We start from the raw sequence: 14,455 nt of genomic DNA, 5'->3' as shown, positions 1-14,455 counted from the left end.
CACTCATGAGCATGAGGTACAGAGCATGGCCAAAGTGAATGTGAAGAAAAAGGACGATGCCCCAGGCACCCTGGGCGAAGTGCGCGGTTATGCGCGCAAGATCTGGCTGGCAGGTATCGGCGCCTATGCCCGCGTCGGCCAGGAAGGTTCCGAGTATTTCAACGAGCTGGTCAAAGCCGGCGAAGGCGTTGAAAAACGTGGCAAGAAGCGCATCGACAAAGAGCTCGATGCGGCCAATAACCAGCTGGATGAAGCGACCCAGGAAGTCAGCCGCGTACGCGGCAAGGTCGAAGTTCAACTCGACAAGATCGAAAAAGCTTTCGACGCACGGGTTGGTCGCGCCTTGAATCGCCTTGGCATTCCGTCTAAACATGACGTTGAGGCGTTGTCCATCAAGCTTGAACAGCTGCACGAGCTGCTTGAGCGCGTCGCGCACAAACCATAAGGAGAGCAGGATGGCTGGCAAGAAGAATTCCGACAAAGAAAGCAGCTCCTGGGTCGGCGGGATCGAGAAGTACTCCCGCAAGATCTGGCTGGCGGGCCTGGGGATCTATTCGAAGATCGACCAGGACGGCCCGAAGCTGTTCGATACGCTGGTGAAGGACGGCGAGAAGGCCGAGAAGCAGGCGAAGAAGACCGCCGAAGACGTGGCTGATAGCGCCAAGGCTTCGACCACGTCGCGCGTGTCCGGCGTGAAAGATCGCGCGCTGGGCAAGTGGAGCGAGCTTGAAGAAGCCTTCGACAAGCGCCTGAACAGCGCCATTTCGCGCCTGGGCGTACCAAGCCGCAATGAGATCAAGGCGCTGCACCAGCAAGTGGACAGCCTGACCAAGCAGATCGAGAAACTGACCGGTGCCTCGGTCACGCCGATCTCGAAGGCGGCAGCGAGCAAGGCCGCTGCCAAACCACTGGCCAAGGCGCCTGCCAAACCTGCTGCGAAAACCGCAGCAGCCAAGCCGGCGGCCAAAGCGGCTGCGGCAAAACCAGCGGCTAAACCTGCTGCGAAAACCGCTGCTGCCAAGCCTGCGGCCAAACCTGCTGCCAAACCCGCTGCCAAGCCTGTTGCGGCCAAGCCTGCAGCGGCGAAGAAACCGGCAGTGAAGAAGGCCCCGGCCAAACCGGCCGCCGCCAAACCGGCAGCACCTGCGGCCAGTGCGGCACCGGCTCCGACTGCTACAGCTGCAGCGCCAGCGCCAAGCGCGGCCCCGGCCAGCAGCACACCGTCGGCAGCGACCGGCACCGGGACCCTGATCTAGTCCCGCGTCGCCTTCTTCGCGGGGCAAGCCCGCTCCCACAGATTCAGCTCAGCTTGCAAACCCTGAGCTGGGTCTCTGTGGGAGCGGGCTTGCCCCGCGAAGAGGGCACCGCCGATGCGGCACTACCCCTCCAGATACCGCACCGCCAACTGCTCCGCCGCCGCCCGGGCCTGGGCCTGCAGGTGCGGCGCCACCAGCATCATCACCTGGTACACCACGATCCCCACATCCCCCTCCCGCCCCAGCACGCGCTGATAATCCAGCGAGAACATCAGTGTCAGGGTGATCTGCTCCACCAACTGCCCCAGCGCCTGGGTTTCGCTCACCACTTGCCCCTGGCCCTTGAGGCTGGCCAGTAACGCGGCAAGGGTTCGCTTCAGTGCGTTGATCAGGCTGCGCATGCCGCGGGCCAGCTTCGGCAGGCGCCCGGTCAGGTTGGACAGGTCCTGGAACAGGAAGCGGTACTGGGCCATGCGCTCGACGATCAAGTGCAGGAACAACCAGTAGTCCTCGGCCTCCAGGCGCACTTCAAGCGGTGGATCGAGCAGCGGCATCAGCGCCTCTTCGAAACGCTCGAAAAGCCCCAGCACCACAGGTTCCTTGCCATGGAAGTGGTAGTACAGGTTGCCAGGGCTGATGCCCAGTTCGTTGGCGATCTCCAAGGTCGAGACATTCGGTTCGCCTTGCTGGTTGAACAGTTGCAGGGCGCATTCAAGGATACGGTCGCGGGTCTTCATCCGGGCGGTGTGCTCATCGGGTCAGGACATAGGTGCCTGGCGCAGGGCCCAGCGGCGGATATGTGGTATTGCCAAGCGTGGTGCGTGGCGCTTTCAGCGGGCCGGAGCGCGGGGTGACCCACTCCAGCCACAATGGCCACCAACTGCCTTCGCTGCGTTGCGCGTCGTGGAACCAGGCACGCGGGTCGCTGGACAGCTTCGGGTTGGCCAGGTAGTAGGCCTTGGGGTTGCCAGGTGGGTTGATGATGCTCTGGATATGCCCGCTGTTGGCCAGCACGAAGCGTCGGTCGCCGCCTAGCAGCATGGCTGAGCGGTACACGGCATCCCACGGGGTGATGTGGTCGTTGCTGCCGGCCACGGTGAAACTGTCGAGGTCGACCTGCTTTAGGTCGATGGGCGTGCCACACACCTCAAGGCCTGCCGGGTGGGTCAGCGGGTTGTGCTTGAAGAAGTCCAGCAGGTCGCCATGCAGCGCCGCCGGCAGGCGTGTGCTGTCGGCGTTCCAGTAGAGGATGTCGAAGGCGGGCGGGGTCTTGCCGAGCAGGTAGTTGTTGACCCAGTAGTTCCAGATCAAGTCGTTGGGCCGCATCCAGGCGAAGATCCGCGCCACCTCGGCGCCGTCCAGCACACCGCGCTGGTACGAGCGGCGCTTGGCCGCCTCGATCGTCTGCTCGTCGGCGAACAGGCTGGCGGGGCTTTCGAACTTGCTGTCCAGCAGGCTGACCAGGTACGTGGCGCTGCGCACTCGGCGCAACTGGTGCTTGGCTTGCAGGTGGCCTTGCAGCGCTGCCATGGTCAGGCCGCCAGCGCAGGCGCCCATCAGGTTGGGGTCGCGGTTGCCACTGATGCTGCGGCAGGCGTTAAGCGCCTCTTCCAGGGCCTGAACGTAGCTCGACAGCCCCCACTCGCGGTGCCGTGGGTCGGGGTTGCGCCAACTGACCATGAACACCTGCAGGCCGTTCTTGAGCATGTACTGGACAAAACTGTTGGTCGAGCTGAGGTCGAAGATATAGAACTTGTTGATCTGCGGCGGCACCACCAGCAGTGGGCGGGCGTGCTGTTTTTCGCTCATCGGCTGGTACTGGATCAGCTCCAGCAGTTCGTTGCGAAACACCACGGCGCCGGGGGTTGCCGCGACGTTGCCACCCACTTCGAAGGCGCGTTCGTCCACCTGGCGAGGCAAGCCATCGTTGTGGCGCAAGTCGTCAAGCAAGTGCGCCACGCCACGCACCAGGCTTTGCCCGCCGGTGTTGAGCAGCTCCTTCACGGCCAGTGGGTTGAGCAGCGAATTGCTGGGCGCCAGGGCATCGTTGATCAGCGTGAACAGAAACTGCGCGCGGGCGCGGTCATCGTGGTCCAGGTGGCTTTCATCGATCCACAGGCGGGTCTGCTTCTGCCAGGCCAGGTAGGCTTGCAGGCCGCGCCGGTAGAACGGGTTCTGGCTCCAGGTGGGGTCGCTGAAGCGGGTGTCTCGCGGGCTCGGCTGGTAAGGGGTGTCGCCGAGCATCACGCGGCCCAGCTGGCCACTCAGGGCCAGCAGGTGGCGGGCGGTATGCAGTGGGTTGCGCAAGCCATGACGGCCGACACTGCGCAACGTGGAAATCAGGTCGCGACCGCGCAGGCCGAGGATGGCGTTTTGCACGTTCATGCTGGTGGCGGGAAGCGTTGGCGTTCCTTTGGCCGGTTTGTCTTTCATGGCAACACTCCCTCGTCTTGACCCTTGGCGCCTGCTGGCCCCGTCGCGGGCGAACCCGCCCCTACACGCCCGAAGCCGGGCGCGGATGCATGACCGCGCGCTGACGCTCTTGCTGGAGGAACTTCATGATGATCGGGGCGACGGCCTCGGCCCGGGTGATCAGAAACAGATGGCCGTCGTCGATAATGTGTAGCTGGGCATTGGGAATTCGCCAGGCCAGCAGGCGCATGTTGATCAGCGGGATCAACGGGTCGTCGTCGCCAGCCAGTACCAGGGTGGGCTGCTGGATCTTGTGCAGCCAATGAATGCTGGTCCAGCCAAGCCCGGCGAACAGTTGCCAGTAATAGCCCAGCTTGCCGCCGGAGCGCACCTTGGCTGCGTGTCGCATGGCCAGGTCTGGGTCGCGGCGAAAGCCACCGCCGTAGATCAGCGGGGCGATGCGGATGACATGCGAAGGCTGGATGTAGCGCCGGGGGCTGGCCATCATCCACAGCACCTTGGGCTTGCCCGGCACCATCACCGCGCCGGCGGCCGTGGCCGCCAGCACCAGCTTCTTGCAGCGCTCGGGGTAGTCGTGGGCAAACTGCTGCGCCAGGGCGCCGCCCCACGACACGCCGATCACATTCACCTGGCCGTAGTCGAGGTAATCGAGCATGCGTGCCGTGAGCTTGGCCAGCCCCGGAAAGCGATAGGGCTGGCGTGGCGTCGACGAGCCGCCTACGCCCGGTACGTCGAAGGCGATGACTTCCAGGTCCGGGTCCAGCGCCTCGATGAACGGAAACACCAGCTCCAGGTTGGCGCCGATGCCGTTGAAGATCAGCAGCGGCGTCAGGTGCGGCTTGCCCGGGCGCACGGCAGTGCGGATGGACTGGTTGTCCAGTTCGACGGTCCTGAAGATATAGGGTGACGGCATGCGCGTGGCTCTGTGGTGAAGTGAACACCGTGGCCCACCCGCAGGTGGCCACGGCGCTGCAACTCAACGTTCGTGAACGTAAGTGCCCGGAGATGCCTCGCCAGCGGCATAGGCGCGGTTGCCCAGCCGGGTCGGCGCTTTTTTCAGGTCGCCGGCACGTTCGCCCAGCCAGTTTTGCCAGTGCAGCCACCAGGAGTCGGCATGCTTGGTCGCGTTTTCCTGCCAGGCCACGGGGTCGCCCGGGCGATCGGCGCCGGTCATGAAGCGCGCCTTGGGGTTGCCCGGTGGGTTGAGGATGCTCTGGATGTGGCCGCTGTTGGACAGCACGAACTCGATCTTGCCGCCAAACAGGTGCGCCGAACGGTAGCAGGACGGCCACGGGGTGATGTGGTCGTTGGTGCCGGCCAGGCTGTAGATGTCGCAGGTGACCTGCTTCAGGTCGATCGGCGTGCCGCACACTTCCAGTGCACCGGGGCGGGTCAGTGGGTTGCTTTTGAACATCTCGATCAGGTCGCCGTGGAAGGCGGCCGGCAGGCGCGTGGTGTCGTTGTTCCAGAACAGGATGTCGAACACCGGCGGCTCGTTGCCGAGCAGGTAGTTGTTGACCCAGTAGTTCCAGATCAGGTCATTGGGGCGCATCCAGGCGAACACCTTGGCCATCTCGCTGCCTTCGAGCACGCCGGCCTGGTAGGAGTGGCGCTTGGCGGCTTCGAGGGTCTGTTCATCGACGAACAGCGCGACCTGGGTGTCCATGGTGGTGTCCAGCACGCTGACCAGCAGGGTCAGGGCATTGACCTTCTTTTCGCCCAAGGCGGCGTAATGGCCCACCAGGGCAGTGCAGGTGATGCCGCCGGAGCAGGCGCCGAGCATGTTCAGGTCTTTGCTGCCGGTAATCGCCAGCACGGCGTCGACCGCTTCCTTGAGCGCATCGATGTAAGTCGACAGGCCCCACTCGCGCTGGGCCTTGGTCGGGTTGCGCCAGCTGATGATGAAGGTCTGCTGTTGTGCGCGCAGGCAGAAGCGCGCCAGGCTTTTTTCCGGGCTCAGGTCGAATACGTAGAACTTGTTGATTTGCGGCGGCACCACCAGCAGTGGCCGCGCGTGCACCTGTTCGGTGATGGGGCTGTACTGGATCAGCTCCAGCACGTCGTTGCGGAACACCACGGCGCCGTCGCTGGTGCCCAGGTTCTTGCCCACTTCGAAGGCGTCCATGTTCACTTGGCTGGGCATGCCACCGTTGTTGACCACGTCCTTGGCCAGGTTGGACAGGCCATCGAGCAGGCTTTTGCCACCGGTTTCGAAGAAGCGCTTGACCGCGGCCGGGTTGGACAAGGTGTTGGTCGGCGCCATGGCCTCGGTCATCAGGTTGATGACGAACTGCCCGCGGCTGATGTCCTGGGGTGACAGCTCGCTGTTGCCGATCCACTCCTGCAGCTCCTTGCGCCAGGCCAGGTAGGTTTGCAGGTAGCGGCGGTAAAGGGGGTTGTTGCTCCAGGCCGGGTCGTTGAAGCGGCGGTCGTCGCTTTCGGGGGCGAGGCTGGATTTGCCCAGCAGCACGTTCTTAAGCTCCAGGCCGAAGTGCGCCACGTGCTTGGCGCTGTGCAAAGGTTGGCGCACGGCCTGGCGCAGCACGGTGCGTGCCGAGCTCAACAGGTCCTTGCGGCGGATGCCGATGACCGGGTTCAGCCCCAGGGTGTTCTCCGAGGCCTGCCGCTGCAACTCATCGTTGTTCTTGTTACTCATCTGCGACGCTCCGTTGTCCAGAGACGAGTACCGGTTGCCTGTGGCGCTTGCACAGTCCAGAGCCCGGTACTGCTACTCGGGTGACCAGTGATAAGGAACAGCGGTGCTGCGGGCCGGATGCATTCGGCGATGAGCTGCGGGGAATTCTGCGTGTGAAGACAGCCTGCTTTCGCTCGCGACCTCTACATACCGGCCAGGCCCTGATTGCCTTCAAGGCGATGCAGGGAACTTGCCAGCTCCATTGGTTACCCGACTTTCATGTAATGCGCAAGACAGCCCGTCACTGAGCTGCCTGTAGGGGCATTCAAGCAGATGAGATTAGAAAATGCGCTCTAAACGTTCGAGGGCTTGCGCTAGAGCATGAGTTTCACGACCGATTCGGCCGGGTCGCGGGATTTTCCGGCCTTGTGCAGCTCGTCGAGGTACTCGGCCCACAGCTGTTCCTGGCGCAGGCACAGTTGCTCGAGGTACTCCCAGGTGAACAGGCCGCTGTCATGGCCGTCATCGAAGGTCAATTTCAGTGCATATTGGCCGGCGGGTTCGAGGCCAGCGAGGCCGACGTTGACCTTGCCAACTTGCAGGATGGGGTTGCCGTGGCCCTGGACCTCGGCGGAAGGGGAGTGCACGCGCAGGAATTCGGCGGGCAGGTGGTAGACCTCGTTGGGGCCGTAGGTAAGGCTCAAGGTCTTGGAGGCTTTGTGCAGGTTGATGGCGGTGGGCAGACGGGCCATGGGCTGAATCTCTCGGGAGCTGATGCTGCAAGCTTCCAGCTTCTGAGTGAGGGATTCAAGCTTGATTGGGGCTGCTTTGCAGCCCATCGCCGGCAAGCCAGCTCCCACCGGGATAGCACAGTGCTTGAATACTGTGGGGTACCTGTGGGAGCCGGCTTGCCGGCGATGGGCCGCAAAGCGGCCCCATACGGTCTTACAGGATATAGCGCGACAGGTCTTCGTTCTGCGCCAGCTCACCCAGGTGGCTGTTCACATAACCCGCATCGATCTGGATCGGCGTTTCATCGTGGGTGCTGGCCAGGTCACCGGCACTGAACGACACCTCTTCGAGCAGGCGCTCAAGCAGGGTGTGCAGGCGGCGGGCACCGATGTTCTCGGTTTTCTCGTTGACCTGGTAGGCGATCTCGGCCAGGCGCTTGATACCGTCGGTGAGGAACTCGATGTTCAGCCCTTCGGTTTTCAACAGTGCCTGGTACTGCTCGGTCAGCGAAGCGTGCGGCTCCTGCAGGATGCGTTCGAAGTCTTCTGGGGTCAGTGCCTTGAGTTCGACACGGATCGGCAGACGGCCCTGCAGCTCAGGCACCAGGTCGCTTGGCTTGCTCAGGTGGAATGCACCCGAGGCAATGAACAGGATGTGGTCGGTCTTGACCATGCCCAGCTTGGTGTTGACGGTGCAGCCTTCGATCAACGGCAGCAGGTCGCGCTGTACACCCTCGCGGGACACATCGGCGCCGCCGACATTGCCACGCTTGGCCACTTTGTCGATTTCGTCGATGAACACGATACCGTGCTGTTCAACAGCTTCCAGGGCCTTGGCCTTGAGTTCTTCTTCGTTGACCAGGCGGCCCGCTTCTTCTTCACGGACCATCTTCAGCGCTTCCTTGACCTTGAGCTTGCGCGCCTTGCGCTTGCCCTTGCCCATGTTGGCGAACAGGCTCTGCAGCTGGTTGGTCATCTCTTCCATGCCAGGCGGCGCGGCGATTTCGACACCTACGGCGTCAGCCACTTCGATCTCGATTTCCTTGTCGTCCAGCTGGCCTTCGCGCAGGCGCTTGCGGAACAGCTGGCGGGTGTTGGAATCGCTGCTGGTCTGCGCGGCTTCTTCGCTGAAGCTGGTGACCCGCGCCTGCGGCAGCAGGGCATCGAGGATGCGGTCTTCAGCGGCATCTTCGGCGCGGTGGCGCACGCGGATGATTTCTTGCTCGCGGAGCATCTTCAGCGCGGCATCGGCCAGGTCACGGATGATCGATTCGACATCACGGCCGACGTAGCCGACTTCGGTGAACTTGGTCGCTTCGACCTTGATGAACGGCGCGTTGGCCAGTTTGGCCAGGCGACGAGCGATTTCGGTCTTGCCGACACCGGTCGGGCCGATCATCAGGATGTTTTTCGGGGTCACCTCGGCGCGCAGCTCGGTCGGCAGCTGCATGCGCCGCCAGCGGTTGCGCAGGGCGATGGCCACGGCGCGCTTGGCGTCGTCCTGGCCGATGATGTGGCGGTTGAGTTCGTGAACGATTTCGCGGGGGGTCATGGACATGATGAAAATGGTCCTCAAGCAGAGCAATCAGTGTGGAAAAGTCCCGCCCTGGGCGGGACGCCAAAACAACTGATCAGTCGGCCAGGTCCTGCTCCTCGATGGTCAGGTTGTGGTTGGTGAATACGCAGATGTCACCGGCGATGTTCAGCGCGGTCTCGGCAATTTCGCGGGCCGAGAGGTCGGTCTTGTTCAGCAGGGCGCGGGCGGCGGCCTGGGCGTAGGCGCCACCGGAACCCATGGCGATCAGGCCGTCTTCGGGTTCGACCACATCGCCGTTACCGGTAATGATCAAGGATGCGTCCTTGTTGGCCACGGCCAGCATGGCCTCCAGGCGGCTCAGGGAGCGGTCGGTACGCCATTCCTTGGCCAGCTCGACGGCGGCACGGACCAGGTGGCCCTGGTGTTTCTCCAGTTGGCCTTCAAAGCGTTCGAACAGGGTGAAGGCATCGGCAGTGGCACCGGCGAAGCCTGCAATGACCTGGCCGTGATACAGGCGACGGACCTTTTTGGCGTTGCCTTTCATCACGGTGTTGCCGAGGGAAACCTGGCCGTCGCCGCCCATGACGACTTTGCCGTTACGGCGGACAGAAACGATGGTGGTCAAGGGGAGAGTCTCCACGCAGCGGGGCGAAAGTGCCTGATGCAGACTCATATGGGGGTGGGGGGAAGGATTTCAACCTTGGGGGATGAGCGGTTGAGCTTGGCGGGCACATTTGTGCTGGCTCATTCGCGGGGCAAGCCCGCTCCCACAGGTTCTGCGCTTGCCTTGATGATTGCGAAGGTCCTGTGGGAGCGGGCTTGCCCCGCGAATGGGCCGCAGAGCGGCCCCTGGGGTTGGTCAGCCTTCGTGGCAGACGTGCCCATCGACCAAGGTATAACGCACAGCGCCAGGCAGGCAGTGGCCGATGAACGGGCAGTTCTCGCCACGGGACAGCCACTGCTCGCCGGCAACGGTCGAGGCTTTCGGATCGAACAGCACCAGGTCCGCCGCGCCACCTACCTTCAGTTCACCCGCCGGCAGGCGCATGGCGGCAGCCGGGCCGCTGGTCAAGCGTGCCAGCAAGGTCGGCAGGTCGAGCAGGCCGTCTTCGACCAAGGTCATGGCCAGTGGCAGCAGCACTTCGACACTGCTGATACCAGGCTCCGTGGCCCCGAAGGGCGCCAGCTTGGCATCGCGCTCGTGCGGCTGGTGATGGCTGGAGATCGCCTGGATCACCCCCGACTTGACGGCCGCGCGCAGGCCGTCGCGGTCGGCGGCGGTGCGCAGCGGTGGCTGCACGTGGTACAGGCTGGAAAACTCGCGCAGCGACTCATCGGTGAGAATCAGTTGGTACAGCGCCACGTCGGCGGTCACCGGCAGGCCCAGTTCCTGGGCCTGGGCGATCAAGCGCGCGCCGCGGGCGCTGGTGATCTGGGTGAAGTGCGCCCGCACGCCGCTCTGTTCGACCAGCAGCAGGTTGCGCGCCAAGGCCACGGTCTCGGCAGTCTCCGGGATGCCCGGCAGGCCGAGGAAGCTGGCCATGGCGCCTTCATGGGCCAGGCCACCTTGAGACAGGTCGCGGTCCTGGGAGTGGAACACCACGGTCAGGTCGAAGGTGGCGGCGTACTCCAGGGCACGGGCCAGGGTGCGGTTGTTGGGGATTTGCTGCAGGCCATTGCCGAAGGCCACGCAGCCGGTGTCGCGCAGGGCCACCAGCTCGGCCAGTTGCTCGCCTTCCAGGCCCTTGGTCAGGGCGCCGATCGGGTAGACCTTGCTGTTGCCGGCTTCACGGGCACGGTCGAGGATCAGCTCGGCCACGGCCGAGGTGTCCAGCACCGGTTTGGTCTGCGGCGGGCAGCACAGGCTGGTCACACCGCCGGCCACGGCGGCGCGGGTTTCGCTGGCGATGTTGCCTTTGCGGCTGTAGCCCGGCTCACGCAGAGAGACGTCGAGGTCGACCAGGCCAGGCGCTGCAATCAGGCCATCGGCCTGGATCGTGCGGCTGGCGCTGAAGCCGGCCGGCGCTGCGCCGATGGCGGCAATGCGGCCGCCGTCCAGGTGCAGGTCGGTGATCTGGTCCAGGCCGCTGTTGGGGTCGATGACCCGGGCGCCAAGAATACTGATGCTCACAGGGCGTTCTCCTGGTCGAGTTGGCGTTGCGCGTTTTGCCCGCTCATGGCCATGGACAGCACGGCCATGCGCACGGCGATGCCGTACGTCACCTGGTTGAGGATCACCGAGTGCTTGCCGTCGGCCACTGCCGATTCGATCTCCACACCGCGGTTGATCGGGCCAGGGTGCATGACGATGGCATCGGGCTTGGCACCGGCCAGGCGTGCGGTGGTCAGGCCGAACAGGCGGTAGAACTCGCCCTCGCTGGGCAGCAGGCCGCCGGCCATGCGCTCACGCTGCAGGCGCAGCATGATTACCACGTCGACGTCTTTCAGGCCTTCGGCGAGGTCGGTGTAGACCTTCACGCCGTATTGCTCGATGCCGATCGGGATCAGGGTTTTCGGGCCGATCACGCGGATGTCCGGGCAGCCCAGCGCCTTGAGCGCGAGCATGTCGGAACGCGCCACGCGCGAATGCAGGATATCGCCGACGATGGCGACAGACAGGTTCTCGAAGCTGCCCTTGTGCCGACGGATGGTCAGCATGTCGAGCATGCCTTGGGTCGGGTGCGCATGGCGGCCATCGCCACCGTTGATCACGGCCACATCGGGGCACACGTGCTCAGCGATGAAGTGTGCGGCGCCCGAATCGGAGTGGCGCACGACGAACATGTCGGCAGCCATGGCTTCCAGGTTGCGCAGGGTGTCGAACAGGGTTTCGCCCTTGCTGGTCGAGGAAGTCGACACGTTCAGGCTGATCACGTCGGCAGACAGGCGCTGCGCGGCCAGTTCGAACGTGGTGCGGGTACGGGTCGAGTTCTCGAAGAACACGTTGCAGACGGTCTTGCCGCGCAGCAACGGGACTTTTTTCACGGCCCGGGCACCGACTTCCAGGAAGGAGTCGGCGGTGTCGAGGATCTCGGTCAGCAGTTCGCGGGGCAAACCGTCGAGCGAGAGAAAGTGGCGCAGCTGGCCCTGATCATTGAGCTGCAGCGGGCGCTTGGCGTCGATTGGCGTCATCGCGGGGGACTCTTAAAGGGCGGAAGCGGAGGCGAGGTCCTGGCGCTCGAGGGCGAGCGGTGCGGGTCCGGTCAATTTTACCCGTTCATGGGCTGCCAGCGACAGGGTGGCACCCAGCACATTGGGGCGAATCGGCAGCTCGCCGGCATCCAGGTCGAGCAGGCAGACCAGGGTGACGCTGGCCGGGCGGCCGTAATCGAACAGCTCGTTGAGCGCGGCCCGGATGGTGCGACCGCTCATCAGGACGTCGTCGATCAGGACCAGGTGCTGGCCTTCGATTTCGAACGGCAGCTCGGACGGGCGTACTTGCGGGTGCAGGCCGTTCTGGCTGAAGTCATCGCGGTAGAACGACACGTCCAGGGTGCCCATGGGGCTGGTATCGCCCATTTCTTCCTGCAGGGCCTGGGCGACCCAGACGCCGCCCGTGCGGATGCCGATGAAGCGCGGCTCGGTGATAGCACGGCGGGCCAGGTGGGCGCGAAGGTCGACAGCCATCTGCCGGATCAGATCGGCGGGATTGGGTAGGCTCATTGCGTGCTCCTCGGGGGCCGCCGGCTCTGCCCGGCGGCAAAGATGATCAGGTATTGGCCTCCAGCCAGCCTTGCAGCAGCAGGGCGGCGGCAATGGCATCGACCGGGTTGTCGCGGTAGCTGCCGCGCTGGCCACCGCGGGTCAGGCGTTCGCCTTTAGCCTCGAAGGTGGTCAGGCGTTCGTCGTGGGTGTGCACGGGCAGGTTGAAGCGGCCGTTCAGGCGCCGGGCGAATTTCTCTGCGCGCGCGCTCATCTCGCTGGGGGTGCCGTCCATGTTCAGCGGCAGGCCGACGACGATGGCGTCGGGTTTCCATTCAGCGACCAGTTTTTCCACCTGGGCCCAGTCCGGCACGCCGTTCTGCGCTTTCAGGGTGCACAGCTCGCGGGCCTGGCCAGTGATGACCTGGCCAACCGCCACCCCGATCTGTTTGGTGCCGTAGTCAAAGCCTAGCAGCAGGCGTAGCTCGGCCATCAGGCGTGGCCCGCCTGGCTGGTCAGCAGGCTGAGGTTGATGCCCAGGCTGGCGGCGGCGGCGTTCAGGCGCTGGTCGCTGGCGAGGCCGAAGATGATCTCGGGGTCGAACGGGCAGTTGAGCCAGGCATTGTCGGCCAGTTCGGCTTCCAGCTGGCCGGCTTCCCAGCCCGCGTAGCCCAGGGTAATCAGGCTGTTTTGCGGCCCCACGCCCTCGGCAATGGCAAACAACACGTCCTGCGAGGTGGACAGCGACAGGCCCTGCAGTTCGACAGTGGCCTGGTAGGTGCACTCGCTGGAGTGCAGCACGAAGCCGCGATCGGTTTGCACCGGCCCGCCCTGGTAGATCGGCACGTGCAGCGTGCTGGCCGGGGGTTCGTCGTCCGGGCGCAACTGCTCGAGGATGTCGGCCAGGCTGAGCTCCTGCGGTCGGTTGACCACCAAGCCCATGGCGCCATTGGCGTTGTGCTCGACGATGTACGTGAGGGTCTGGGCAAAGTTCGGATCGGCCATGTGCGGCATGGCGATCAGGAACTGATGCTTGAGGTAGCTCGGGGCGAGGGTTTTCATGGGGGATAGTGTGGCGCCAGGTGGCGAGGCTGACAAGGTGGTTTATGTGTCGCCTGTACCGGCCCTTTCGCGGGCAAGCCCGCTCCCACAGGTGCGACGCTAGACTTGGAGGCTACACAGTTCGGGTGGGAGCGGGCTTGCCCGCGAAAGGGCCAGTACAGCCAGCAAATCAGTTACTGGACAACCGGTCCCCACGGGCAAAGCGCCAGGTACGGATGATCTCCAGCCGGTCGAATTCCGCCAGGTCCCCGGTAAACGGCGCAAACGGCGCCGCCAGCCTGACAATACGTTGCGCCGCTTGGTCCAGCACCGGTTGCCCGGACGATTCCAGCACCAGCACTTCGTACAGCGAGCCATCGCGGTTGATCGAGACCATCATGCGCAAGTTGCCGTAGATCTGCTGGCGCCGCGCTTCGTCAGGGTAATTGAGGTTGCCCACCCGCTCGACCTTCTTGCGCCATTCTTCCTTGTACCAGGCGCCCTTGTCGCGCATGGTCGAGGCGGCGTTGAGGCGGTGGATGCGCGGGCGTTTGGCATACAGCTGCTGTTCATTGGACAGCTCTGCCTCAAGGCTGGCGATCTGGCTGGACAGCTGCGAGCTGTCAAAATCAGGCGTAGGCGTTGCAGGCTTTGGCTGCGCCTTGCTTTCCTTGGGCTTGGGCTCGACTTTGTGAGGCTTGGCGGCCTTGGTCACCACGGCCGACTTCTCAGGCGTGGGCGGCGGCGCGACCTCGGGCTTGGCCGCAGGCGGTGGCGTGACCTTGTTGATCTTGCTGTCCTGGAAGGGGGCGAGTTCGGTGGTCTTGGGCATCGCCTTCTTCTCCAGGGTGCCGCTGCCTTGCTGGTTGTCCTGAGCCTGGAAATCGGCCTTCTCGGGCGCTTTCTCGCTTTTGAAGGTGGCCAGGGTGATGTCCATGGTATGGCGGATTTCAGCCGGCTTGACCACGGTAAAACCGACGCCAAGGATCAGCGCCAGGTGCACCAGGGCAGCCAGGAACAGGGTAAAGCCGAGCCGGTCCACCGGGCGAACGCGCGGTGGCAGCAGGTCGGAGGGGATGTCAGCGGGCAGCGTCATCAGGTATCCAGCAACCGCGGGGCGGGGCAGCAGGCCAAGTAAAAAGGACCCGCATCATACCCCACTCCGCGATTGTGCCGCGCG

At 64.2% G+C, this 14,455-nt stretch carries 15 protein-coding genes; 2 read left to right on the top strand and 13 right to left on the bottom strand.

Translation table 11 applies throughout. The features are described 5' to 3' along the window. Window positions 1-25: 25 nt before the first annotated feature. On the top strand, window positions 26-445 hold the full coding sequence (locus tag HU764_RS23835) for a phasin family protein (protein WP_027592419.1): 420 nt from the start codon (window positions 26-28) through the stop codon (window positions 443-445). 10 nt (window positions 446-455) lie between these two features. Then, complete coding sequence (locus HU764_RS23830) at window positions 456-1,256, top strand: phasin family protein (RefSeq protein ID WP_186702428.1); 801 nt, start codon at window positions 456-458, stop codon at window positions 1,254-1,256. Window positions 1,257-1,378: 122 nt separating this feature from the next. Here the strand turns inward: HU764_RS23830 and HU764_RS23825 are convergent, their stop codons facing one another. The 13 genes from HU764_RS23825 to HU764_RS23765 all read right to left on the bottom strand — a co-directional run bounded on the left by HU764_RS23825 (window position 1,379) and on the right by HU764_RS23765 (window position 14,371). Beyond that, the gene (locus HU764_RS23825) at window positions 1,379-1,993 is read right to left on the bottom strand and encodes a TetR/AcrR family transcriptional regulator (protein WP_027592421.1); all 615 of its coding nucleotides are present in this window, start codon (window positions 1,991-1,993) and stop codon (window positions 1,379-1,381) included. Between the two features lie 13 nt (window positions 1,994-2,006). Then, window positions 2,007-3,689, bottom strand: coding sequence for a class II poly(R)-hydroxyalkanoic acid synthase (gene phaC, locus HU764_RS23820; protein ID WP_186677235.1), 1,683 nt, complete (start codon window positions 3,687-3,689; stop codon window positions 2,007-2,009). A 61-nt stretch (window positions 3,690-3,750) separates the two neighbouring features. Then, entirely contained in the window at window positions 3,751-4,602 is an 852-nt protein-coding gene (phaZ, locus tag HU764_RS23815) for a poly(3-hydroxyalkanoate) depolymerase (RefSeq protein ID WP_099430640.1), read from the bottom strand. Window positions 4,603-4,665: 63 nt separating this feature from the next. After that, on the bottom strand, window positions 4,666-6,345 hold the full coding sequence (gene phaC / locus HU764_RS23810) for a class II poly(R)-hydroxyalkanoic acid synthase (RefSeq protein WP_186702427.1): 1,680 nt from the start codon (window positions 6,343-6,345) through the stop codon (window positions 4,666-4,668). 353 nt (window positions 6,346-6,698) lie between these two features. Continuing rightward, window positions 6,699-7,076: a gamma-butyrobetaine hydroxylase family protein gene (locus HU764_RS23805; protein ID WP_099430638.1), complete on the bottom strand. Its 378-nt coding sequence runs from the start codon at window positions 7,074-7,076 to the stop codon at window positions 6,699-6,701. Between the two features lie 193 nt (window positions 7,077-7,269). Continuing rightward, entirely contained in the window at window positions 7,270-8,613 is a 1,344-nt protein-coding gene (gene hslU / locus HU764_RS23800; protein ID WP_099430637.1) for an ATP-dependent protease ATPase subunit HslU, read from the bottom strand. A gap of 73 nt (window positions 8,614-8,686) precedes the next feature. Beyond that, window positions 8,687-9,217: an ATP-dependent protease subunit HslV gene (gene hslV, locus HU764_RS23795; RefSeq protein ID WP_003249309.1), complete on the bottom strand. Its 531-nt coding sequence runs from the start codon at window positions 9,215-9,217 to the stop codon at window positions 8,687-8,689. A 234-nt stretch (window positions 9,218-9,451) separates the two neighbouring features. Next, window positions 9,452-10,723 (bottom strand): dihydroorotase, encoded by a 1,272-nt coding sequence (locus tag HU764_RS23790; RefSeq protein ID WP_099455552.1) that lies wholly within the window; start codon window positions 10,721-10,723, stop codon window positions 9,452-9,454. Then, window positions 10,720-11,724 (bottom strand): aspartate carbamoyltransferase catalytic subunit, encoded by a 1,005-nt coding sequence (locus HU764_RS23785; RefSeq protein WP_027592428.1) that lies wholly within the window; start codon window positions 11,722-11,724, stop codon window positions 10,720-10,722. The genes HU764_RS23790 and HU764_RS23785 overlap by 4 nt, the downstream gene beginning before the upstream one ends. A 12-nt stretch (window positions 11,725-11,736) precedes the next feature. Beyond that, window positions 11,737-12,255 (bottom strand): bifunctional pyr operon transcriptional regulator/uracil phosphoribosyltransferase PyrR, encoded by a 519-nt coding sequence (gene pyrR / locus HU764_RS23780; protein ID WP_027592429.1) that lies wholly within the window; start codon window positions 12,253-12,255, stop codon window positions 11,737-11,739. A 46-nt stretch (window positions 12,256-12,301) separates the two neighbouring features. Next, entirely contained in the window at window positions 12,302-12,727 is a 426-nt protein-coding gene (gene ruvX, locus HU764_RS23775; RefSeq protein ID WP_027592430.1) for a Holliday junction resolvase RuvX, read from the bottom strand. Next, on the bottom strand, window positions 12,727-13,296 hold the full coding sequence (locus HU764_RS23770) for a YqgE/AlgH family protein (RefSeq protein ID WP_027592431.1): 570 nt from the start codon (window positions 13,294-13,296) through the stop codon (window positions 12,727-12,729). The genes ruvX and HU764_RS23770 overlap by 1 nt, the downstream gene beginning before the upstream one ends. Before the next feature lie 169 nt (window positions 13,297-13,465). Then, on the bottom strand, window positions 13,466-14,371 hold the full coding sequence (locus HU764_RS23765) for an energy transducer TonB (RefSeq protein WP_186702426.1): 906 nt from the start codon (window positions 14,369-14,371) through the stop codon (window positions 13,466-13,468). Window positions 14,372-14,455: the final 84 nt, after the last annotated feature.

Source organism: Pseudomonas kermanshahensis (assembly GCF_014269205.2).
GTDB classification, from domain to species: domain Bacteria; phylum Pseudomonadota; class Gammaproteobacteria; order Pseudomonadales; family Pseudomonadaceae; genus Aquipseudomonas; species Aquipseudomonas kermanshahensis.
This window is presented reverse-complemented; position numbering and strand designations above follow the sequence as displayed.